Source organism: Sphaerobacter sp. (assembly GCF_019683595.1).
Classification (GTDB): Bacteria; Chloroflexota; Chloroflexia; order Thermomicrobiales; family Thermomicrobiaceae; genus Sphaerobacter.
The window spans coordinates 1-8,811 of the sequence record NZ_JADGHZ010000141.1; the positions used below are offsets into that span (position 1 = coordinate 1).

Genomic DNA, 8,811 nt, shown 5'->3' on the forward strand with positions numbered 1-8,811 from the left:
GGGGCCCCGCCGGCGGGCCGGCGGGGGGCGGGGCGGGCGCGCCCGCGCGGCGCCCCGCGCGGCCCGGCTCCGCTCAGGATGACAAGGACGAGACGACGGTGACCGGTACATGTACCACGGTAATTCGTCAAACTCCAATAACCCCGGGCACGCGCCGGGCGACGGGGTCCATCGTGCCGAGGCGCCGACCCTGCGTCCCCTCAGCCGGCTTCAGCCGGCTTTCCTTGTCAGCCCGGGGCTTGAGCCCCGGGCACGTGCCACCGCGCGAGAATCGTCTCACCACCCGCCCGGACCGCAACCACGGCGCGGTACCCCTCGCATCCCTGCGGACATCCCCACCACCGGGACGCCCGCAAGCTCCGCGGCCGGCGCAAGGCGCTACCGTCCGCGGACGCGGCGCCAGGCGGCGCGGAGGCGGTCGAGGACGTGGAGCCGCCAGGCGAAGCGGAGGATGACGGCCCAGGCGATCGCGATGTGGGCCAGGATCACGTAGTCGAGGAAGCCGAGCACTTCCAGACCATAGAACTCGCGCGCCACCGGCCAGGCAAGCACCCCAGCGTAGACGCCGAGCAACGCCGCGGCCAGGATGGCGGGGCGCCAGTCGCCGTTGAGGCTGGTTCCGCCGGTGAAGGCGTCGTTGGGAGGCTGGGCGAAGGGGATCAGGATCAGGCCGCAGAGGATGGTGATCGTGGTCAGCGCGCTGCGCGCGGTGATCACCTCGGCACCGCGCGAGAGATAGAACATGTAGACCACGAACGCGACCCAGGCGATCGAGACGGCGGCCGGGAAGACGAAGTGGCTCCCGGAGCGAACGAGCCGCCGGGGTGTGTTCCCCGGCCGGGCCCAGGCCGCCAGGGCGAACACGGGAATGCCGACGGTCAGCAGTGCCAGGATCGAGTTGTGCTTGGGCGTGATCGGGAACGCGGCCCCGGCGACGGAGGTGCCGAAAATGATCAGGGCCACGTAGAGGGTCCGCACGAGGAAGAGGCGGATGATGTCCCGCATGCCGCGGCGGATGCGCTGGCCCTCCAGGAACGCCTTCGGCAGCGCGGCAAAGGAGTCGTTGAGCAACACGATGTCGGCGACGCTGCGGGTCACCTGGCTGCCGCTGCGCATGGCGATGGCGAGATCCGCCCGCTTCAGCGCCAGCACGTCGTTCACCCCATCGCCGGTCATCGCCACGTAGTGCCCCTGGGCGCGCAGCGCACTCACCAGCCGCTCCTTCTGGCGGGGGGTGATGCGGCCGAAGACGGTCGCCTCCTCGACGACCGGTATCAACGCCTGTTCGTCCAGGTCGCCGAGCACGGTGCCGGAGACGGCCCGGATCCCGGCCGGGAAGCCCGCCTGGCGCGCCAGCGCGGCCACGGTGTCCGGGTTGTCGCCCGAGATGATCTTCAGCGTGATGCCTGCCTGGCGGAAGCGCTCGATGGTCTCCTGCGCCTCAGGGCGCAGTTCGTCTCGCAGCGCGACCAGCCCCATCGGGATCAGCCCCTGTGGGAGCGACGGCTCCTCCTTGCCGTCCGGGAGTGGCGCCGGGTTGGGCCGGTAGGCGAAGAGGAGGACGCGCAGGCCGCGCTCGGTCCAGGCGTCGACGCGCGGCTGGAGGCCGTCGGCCGAGCGCAGCGCCGGCTGGATCATCTCCGGCGCCCCGAGCACGTAGAACCCGCGCCCCTCGGTATCGTCGAAGGCGAGCGCGCTCCACTTGCGCGACGACGAGAACGGGATTTCCCCCACGACCTTCCGCTCCCGGCCCGGGCAGGCCGCGGCGATGGCGGTGATCGTCCGGTTGCCGGCGGTTGTGGCGGCTGCGTAGTCGCCCAGGAGGGTGCGCAGGTGTTCCTCGTCGACCCCAATCGGCTCCAGCGAATCCAGCACCAGGGTGTTGGTCGTCAGCGTTCCCGTCTTGTCCAGGCAGAGGACGTCGATGTTGCTGGTCGACTCGACGGCGTTCATGCGCTGGATCAGCGCGCCGCTGCCCGCCATGCGCACGGCCGCCATGGCGTAGGTGACGGTGACCATGAAGACGAGCCCCTGGGGGACGAGGCTGACCAGCACGGCCGCCGCCTGGGTGATCTCGCGCAACCCCGGGTCGTCCGGCGACTGATAGAAGGCGATCCCGACCTGGATCGAGAGGGCGGCCACCAGCACCAGCATCACCTGGAGCACAAGGCGGATCTCGCGCTGGAGTGGCGTGCGAACGTCGCGGAAGGCCCGGGCCTCGGCCGTGATCTGCTGCGCCATGCTCTCGGTGCCCACCTTGCGGGCGATGAAGATGCCGCTGCCGGTCATGCAGAAGGACCCGGAGTGGACGGTGTCGCCGACCCGCTTGCGGATCAGGTCCGATTCACCGGTCAGGAGCGACTCATCGACGCTCAGGCCGCTCTCGTCGAGCACTTCACCATCGACGAGGATCTGGTCGCCCGGACGGACCACGAGGATGTCGTCGAGCACGATGTCATTGGGGTCGACGGTCCGCTCCTCGCCCTCGCGGATGACGGTCGCGGTCGGCCGCATCAGGAGTGCGATCGAGTCGAGCTTTCGCTTCGCCCGTGTCTCCTGGACGATGCCGACGACGACGTTGCCGATCACCAGGCTGACCGTCACCACCGCGTCGCCGTAGAGGCCCAGTGCGGCCAGCGCGATACAGATCGCGAAGAGGGCGGTATTGATAAAGGTAAAGGTGTTCTCGAAGATGATCCGCTTGTAGGTGCGGCTGGTTTCGAAGGGGACAGCGTTCGTCAGACCCTGCGCGCGTCGCTTGGCGACCTCAGCTTCGCTGAGGCCGAGCGGACGCCCGATGGGCGTGGCGCGCTGCTGGGTCACGGTCATCCTGCGCTGCACCTTCTGCTGATCACCCCGGGACCGATTCCCGCACGATGATACCCAATCATCCTGGCGGGCGACCCTCCCTCCGGTTCACCTCGCGCCAGCGGCCGCGCGCCTCCAGCGCCAGCCCGGCAAGGATCGGCACCCAGAGGTCCCACAGCCGATAGATCAGGGTTGCCGCCAGCGCCGTGGCGAGCGGGATCTGCATCGCCTCCAACGCCAGCGTCATGGACACCTCGACCAGCCCGACCCCCTGGAAGAACGGGGCGACGACGTTGAAGAGCATCTCGAGCTGATAGGAAACGAGCGCCGCCACAACCGCGCCCGGCCGGCCGACCGCGCCGAGCGCGGCGTAGAGGATCGCGACACCGACGACGTCGGTCGCAACCGCGAGCGCCAGGGGCCGCAGCAGCTCGCGCACGCCGATCCGGCGGGTGCGGATCTCCTCAACGGAGCGGCGGAGCCACCGCGGAATCCGCCGGGTGAGCCAATCCGGCGGGGGCGGGCCGCGCAGCACCAGGAACATGGCGGCCGTCAGGATGGCGAAGAGGAAGACGCTCAGCAGCGCCGCGGCGACCACCCGTTGTGCCAACTCCCGCTCCAACCAGAGTGCCAGCAGGGCCGGGGGCAACACGATGACAAACGAGGCATACCCCACCAGGCTGGTGAGGCCGGTGGCCAGCAGCGCAACTGCACCCGGCACGCGAGCGCGGGTGAGATACCGGATGAAGAGCACGGCCGTCGTCGGCCCGCTGAAGGGCACGACCGAGCCGACGGCGTGGCTGCGGAGGTAGGCTTCGAGGACCGGCCATAGCTCGATGTCCTGGCCCAGTCGCGTCAGCACTGCCTGGTAGGTCTTGCCGATCAGCACGAGGTAGAGCACCTCCAGCACACCGGCCGCCAGAACCCACGGCAATCGCGCCCCGCCGAGCACCGTCCCGAGCTGGGCGATGTGCTCCCGCTCGTGGACCATGAAGGTGCCGATCAGCCCGCCGAGCAGCACGAGCCAGATAACGGGGCCCCACCGCTGCACCGCGTTGTGGAGCGCCTGGCTCCGCGCCGGAGGACGCGGACCCGCAGCCTGCGCGACCACGCCCTCGCCGTTCGCGCTCTCGACGATGTCGCCCGGTCGCGCCGGGCTGAGCGTGGGGCGATCCCCGGCCGGTGTTGGGCTGTCGGCACGCGAGTGGCGGTCTCCCGGCATCGTGATCCTTCCTGGCACCGATCGACGCCGTCCTCTTTACGCCTAGCTGAAATCGGGCCACGGGGTGTGACGGTGCCGGGCGGCGTGTCCGTTCTGTGTCGGGATGGGGCCGGTGCGGTTATTCCGCGGCGGCCCACGCCTCGCACTGGCGCATCGTCGCCACGTCAAAGGGGATGAAGTGGATCAGGCGGAAGCGTGCATCGCGGATGAATCGCTCCGAGGCCAGCCGGAACGATAGCGTCCCGGCTCCTGGCACAGCCAGACGGACCGGCACCAGTGTCCGGGCCGCGCTCGCGGTCTGGGGCTCCCGCTTAACCAACTCCCAGTAGTGGCGGAAGCGGGGCAACTCCTGCAACTCGCGCATCATCTCGGCGTACCACGGCTCGCCCTGCATGAACTCCGTCTCAGCACGGGAGGCGCGGATGAGCGCGGGGAAGAAGGCATCCGGCTCGACAACGAGCCGTGGCAGCGGCGAGGTCGGGTCGAGCCACGCGGCCAGGATCGGACGGCGCGCCAACCCGCCGAGCTGGGGATCGCGCGGCGAGAGCCCGAAGAGGTGCGGGACGTAGCGGTTCCAGGCAAGCAATCGGGACCGGCAGTCGAGGACGTAGGCCGGGAAGGGGACACCGTGCAGCTCGTCGTGGGAGACGGCACAGGCCCAGGCGATGTCGTCCTCATCCGGCAGCGGAGTGGGGACGGTATAGCCGAAGCGCTCCATCACCTCGCGCCGCTCGCTGTACCGCGCACCGAGCGCCGCTAGGATGCGCTCCAGCGTGGCACGCTCGGGCTGCGCGACGCGACCCGACTCGATCCGCTGGAGGTAGCCCGTCCCCAGCTCGGCCTCGGCCTCGACCCAGAGTTGTGTCTTCCCGGCCCGCTCGCGAAGCGCGCGTAGACGGCGTCCGCCCGGCGTCCCGGTTGTCCGTTGCACGTCCATGTGCCGGATGCCTCGCTCCACACCCAATTCGACTTCGATCACGATGACCCGCCGCTACAGGGCGCCTAGTATAGCAAGTAACGGGTGGCTTCACGGATGGATGGCACCACCCCGAGCCGGGTCCAGATCCGGGCCATCGTGGGGGTGCTGACCAGCAGGGAAGCATTGGAGCGGGCAATGGCAGAGCACGCCGGGCTGATCGACGAGCACGACCGCGGGATGTCACACGAGCCGGTGTGGACCGCCTTCGTACGTGGTTTCGTCGGCATGCTGCCCCTCTGGGTGGGAGCCATCCCAACCGGCATCGCCTATGCCGTCGCGGCGCGGAGCATCGGGCTCGCCCCGGGCGAGACGCAGCTCATGAGCCTGCTCGTCTTTTCGGCCGCGGCGCAGGTCAGCGCCGTGTCGCTGCTCGATGCGGGCACGCCGATCCTGGTGCTTGTCAGCACCGCGATCGCGTTCAACGCCCAACTGCCGCTGCTCGGGCTTGCGATCACCAGTCAGATCCGGATGGGCTGGCTTTCCCGCCTGGTGACCGCCTGGTTCCTGACCGACGGTGCCTTCGGGGTCGCGGCCGGGCAGGGGCGCCTGCGGTTGCCGATCCTGCTGGGTGCCGGGGTGAGCATGTACGTCGCCTGGAACACCGGGACCGCGCTCGGCATCCTGGCCGGGCAGGCCGTGCCGGATCCGCGCCGGGCCGGGCTCGACCTGCTCGTCCCGCTCGCGTTCCTTGCGGTGCTCGTCCCGCTACTGCGCAGGCGCGCGGCGCTGCTCGCCGCGCTGGTCGCGGCCGCCGCGATGCTGCTACTGTCCTCGCTCGTCCCGAACGGCGTGGCGGTGCTCGGCGCGGGCGGCCTCGGGAGCGCCGCGGGGGCGTGGTGGTCGCGTCGGACGGGAGGCCGGCTATGAGCAACCTGTGGTCCATCGTCGCCATGGCCGCCGGGGTGTACGCCCTGCGGCTGGGCGGGCTGCTGCTTCCGCAACGCGCCGTCCCGCCCGGCGTGCAGCAGGCGCTGCGATTCTTGCCGGTTGCCCTGCTGGGCGCGTTGGTCGTCGCGACGCTCTCCGGCCGGGGTTACGACCCCACGACCTGGGTGGCCGTCGCCGGTGCCGGACTGGTCGGCTGGGCAACGCGCCGGATGTGGGCCTGTATCCTCAGTGGGATGGCGATCTACTGGCTGCTGCGCCTCATCTGAGGCGGCAGCGGCCGTGCAGACGAGGAGGGCCGCGCGATGGTCGAGACGTTTGATCGAGAGGTGTCGCTGCGTCACGACCTCCGCCCCGGCGACCTGGGCCGGGTGACCGAGCTGCACGGCGTCCTCTACGCCGAGGAGTACGGGTTCGATCACACCTTTGAGTCCTACGTCGCCGAGTCGCTCGGTGAGTTCGGCCGCCTATACCGGCCGGGGCAGGACCGGCTCTGGCTGGCGGAGCGGGATGGGCGCCTGGTCGGCTCGATCGGCATTCTCGGGCGCGAGGACGGCGCGGCGCAGCTCCGTTGGTTCCTGGTTCACCCCGACGCGCGCGGGCGGGGCCTCGGCAGACGGCTGCTGAACGAGTCGCTCGCCTTCTGCCGCGCGGCGGGCTACCGCTCGGTCTACCTCTGGACGGTGAACGTCCTGACCGACGCCGCCCGGCTCTACACATCCGTCGGTTTCCGGCTGACCGAAGAGACCCCGGTGCAGCCGACCTGGGGCGTCATGCTGGCCGAGCAGCGCTACGACCTGACCCTGGCAGAGTGATGCCAGCGCAGGGGGCGCCCGGACCGGTCCGTCCCCGTGCTCAGCCCTTGATGGTCACGACCGGCCGCAGCCGGGCGACCTTCGCGATGATCCCAGCCCCGGCCATGATGTCGACCACCTGCTCGACGTCCTTGTAGGCGCCGGGCGCCTCCTCGCTGATCGACGAGCGGCCGTGGGCGCGCACGGTGATCCCGCGCTCCTTCAACTGGCGGATCACGCGGTCCGCCGGGTACTCCTTCTTCGCCTTGGTCCGCGACTTGGCCCGCCCGGCGCCGTGCAGCGCGCTGCCGAAGGTGTCGCGCATCCCCTTCTCGGTGCCGCGCAGCACGTAGCTAGCAGTGCCCATCGTGCCCCCGACCAGCACCGGCTGGCCGACCGAGCGGTAGCGCTCCGGGATCTCGGAACGTCCCGGCCCGAAGGCCCGCGTGGCGCCCTTGCGGTGCACCAGCAGCCGCGTCCGCCGGCCGTTCACCTCGTGCTCTTCGAACTTGACGGTGTTGTGCGCGATCTCGTAGACGGTCCGGATCGACTCCGGCGCGACGCCGAGCGCCTTGTGGAGCGCCTCTCGGATCAGGTGGGTCAGCACCTGTCGGTTGGCGAAGGCTGTGTTGGCCCCGGCCATGACCGCGGCGTAGTACTGCCGCCCCTCAGGGCTCTCGATCGGCGCGCAGACCAGTTCGCGATCGCGGATCGGGATGTTGTACTTCCGGGCCGCCCGTTCCAGGAACGGCAGGTAGTCGGTGCCGATCTGGTGGCCGAGCGCGCGGCTGCCGGTGTGGAGCATGATCGTGACCTGCCCCACCGCGAGGCCGAAGGCGCGGGCGGCTTCCTCATCGTAGATCTCATCAACCACCTGCACCTCGACGTAGTGGTTGCCCGACCCGAGCGTGCCGACCTGCTTCAGTTGCCGCTGCTTGGCCGTGCGGCTCACGGCGTCCGGGTCGGCGCCGGGCATCCGCCCCTGCTCCTCGACGTAGGTCAGGTCGGCCGGCGTCCCGTAGCCGAGGTTGACGGCGTAGTGCGCGCCCTCGCGCAGCACCCGGTCGATCTCCTTCTCGGTGAGCTTCAACTCCCCGGTGCTGCCGAGCCCGGCCGGGACGCCGTGGAAGAGGGCATCGGCGATCTTGTCCTCCTTGCCCTCCAGGTCGACGCGGGTCAGCTCGGTGGCGAGCAGGCGCACGCCGCAGTTGATGTCGAACCCGACCCCGGCGACGCTGATGACCCCCTCCTTGGGGTCGAACGCACCGACGCCGCCGATCGGGAAGCCGTAGCCGGGGTGAACGTCGGCCATCGCCAACGCCGCCTTCTGGATGCCGGGCAGGCTGGCGACGTTCACGAGTTGCTGCAGCGCGCTCCACTCCTGTGCCGTGGGCGCCGTCAGCTCCCCGATCAACTCCTCATCGGCGTAGATCCGCGCCGGAACGCGCATGTCACCGTGAGCCGGGATCTCGTACACGTAGCGCTCGATGCGAGTGATCGGTGGTGTCGTACGTTGCTGTGCCATGGTGGATCCCTCCTCGCCCCTGTCGTGTCGTGGGATGTGCTGAGCAACCGATGGCGCGGGCTGGGGGACGGAGTGGGTCTGGGGAAGCCCGTCGGGGCCTGGGCCGGGGTCATCTCCGCCCCGGCGGGCCGTCCCATCGGTGTTCGTCAATCGCTAGTGTACCCAAAGCGCCTGCCCCCGTCGTGCGGCGTGCCACCTGCCTCATGCATCCCGAATTGGTGAATTGGTCTGACAAAGCGGGGCGGGTGGCGCGAACGTTCTCTCGCGGTGGCGCGTGCCCGGGGCTCAAGCCCCGGGCGGACAGGGAAAGCCGGCTGAAGCCGGCTGCGGGAACAGGACTCACGTCAAGGCGGTGGGTGTTGGCGCCCGGGCACGCGCCACTGCCTGGGATCTTTCATGCCATCCATGCTGTATCTGAACTACTGCGCCGGAACCAACCCCGGCACGGCTGATGCCGCGCCATACCAAAGCGGCGGCTCGGGCCGCCGCACTCCAAATCGTCCCCCAGCCGGCTTCAGCCGGCTTTTCTTGTCAGCCCCGGGCTTGAGCCCCGGGCACGGGCCGACGGCGTACCCCCACTTATTTCGTCGAAGACCAT

General features: G+C 70.1%; 7 protein-coding genes. 3 read left to right on the top strand and 4 right to left on the bottom strand.

The annotated features are described in order from the left end of the window. Positions 1–378: 378 nt before the first annotated feature. The 3 genes from IRZ30_RS13105 to IRZ30_RS13115 all read right to left on the bottom strand — a co-directional run bounded on the left by IRZ30_RS13105 (position 379) and on the right by IRZ30_RS13115 (position 4,967). Positions 379–2,829, bottom strand: coding sequence for an HAD-IC family P-type ATPase (locus tag IRZ30_RS13105; protein ID WP_294085792.1), 2,451 nt, complete (start codon positions 2,827–2,829; stop codon positions 379–381). Between the two features lie 58 nt (positions 2,830–2,887). Then, entirely contained in the window at positions 2,888–4,030 is a 1,143-nt protein-coding gene (locus IRZ30_RS13110) for a lysylphosphatidylglycerol synthase transmembrane domain-containing protein (protein WP_294085794.1), read from the bottom strand. A 118-nt stretch (positions 4,031–4,148) separates the two neighbouring features. Further along, complete coding sequence (locus IRZ30_RS13115; protein WP_294085796.1) at positions 4,149–4,967, bottom strand: helix-turn-helix domain-containing protein; 819 nt, start codon at positions 4,965–4,967, stop codon at positions 4,149–4,151. A gap of 96 nt (positions 4,968–5,063) precedes the next feature. On the opposite strand from IRZ30_RS13115, the gene IRZ30_RS13120 reads away from it, so the two are divergent. The 3 genes from IRZ30_RS13120 to IRZ30_RS13130 are packed head-to-tail and all read left to right on the top strand — an operon-like array spanning position 5,064 to position 6,709. Beyond that, on the top strand, positions 5,064–5,876 hold the full coding sequence (locus tag IRZ30_RS13120) for an AzlC family ABC transporter permease (RefSeq protein WP_294085798.1): 813 nt from the start codon (positions 5,064–5,066) through the stop codon (positions 5,874–5,876). Further along, the gene (locus IRZ30_RS13125) at positions 5,873–6,163 is read left to right on the top strand and encodes an AzlD domain-containing protein (RefSeq protein ID WP_012873684.1); all 291 of its coding nucleotides are present in this window, start codon (positions 5,873–5,875) and stop codon (positions 6,161–6,163) included. The genes IRZ30_RS13120 and IRZ30_RS13125 overlap by 4 nt, the downstream gene beginning before the upstream one ends. A gap of 36 nt (positions 6,164–6,199) precedes the next feature. Continuing rightward, on the top strand, positions 6,200–6,709 hold the full coding sequence (locus tag IRZ30_RS13130; protein WP_294085810.1) for a GNAT family N-acetyltransferase: 510 nt from the start codon (positions 6,200–6,202) through the stop codon (positions 6,707–6,709). A 40-nt stretch (positions 6,710–6,749) separates the two neighbouring features. Here IRZ30_RS13130 and IRZ30_RS13135 read toward each other — a convergent pair whose 3' ends face one another. Then, the gene (locus IRZ30_RS13135; RefSeq protein ID WP_294085812.1) at positions 6,750–8,213 is read right to left on the bottom strand and encodes an RtcB family protein; all 1,464 of its coding nucleotides are present in this window, start codon (positions 8,211–8,213) and stop codon (positions 6,750–6,752) included. Positions 8,214–8,811: the final 598 nt, after the last annotated feature.

Excerpts from the sequence above, each read along its gene's own strand:
- IRZ30_RS13105 (WP_294085792.1), bottom strand. The coding sequence starts at position 2,829 with ATGACCGTGACCCAGCAGCGCGCCACGCCCATCGGGCGTCCGCTCGGC.
- IRZ30_RS13110 (WP_294085794.1), bottom strand. The coding sequence starts at position 4,030 with ATGCCGGGAGACCGCCACTCGCGTGCCGACAGCCCAACACCGGCCGGG.
- IRZ30_RS13115 (WP_294085796.1), bottom strand. The coding sequence starts at position 4,967 with ATGGACGTGCAACGGACAACCGGGACGCCGGGCGGACGCCGTCTACGC.
- IRZ30_RS13120 (WP_294085798.1), top strand. The coding sequence starts at position 5,064 with ATGGATGGCACCACCCCGAGCCGGGTCCAGATCCGGGCCATCGTGGGG.
- IRZ30_RS13125 (WP_012873684.1), top strand. The coding sequence starts at position 5,873 with ATGAGCAACCTGTGGTCCATCGTCGCCATGGCCGCCGGGGTGTACGCC.
- IRZ30_RS13130 (WP_294085810.1), top strand. The coding sequence starts at position 6,200 with ATGGTCGAGACGTTTGATCGAGAGGTGTCGCTGCGTCACGACCTCCGC.
- IRZ30_RS13135 (WP_294085812.1), bottom strand. The coding sequence starts at position 8,213 with ATGGCACAGCAACGTACGACACCACCGATCACTCGCATCGAGCGCTAC.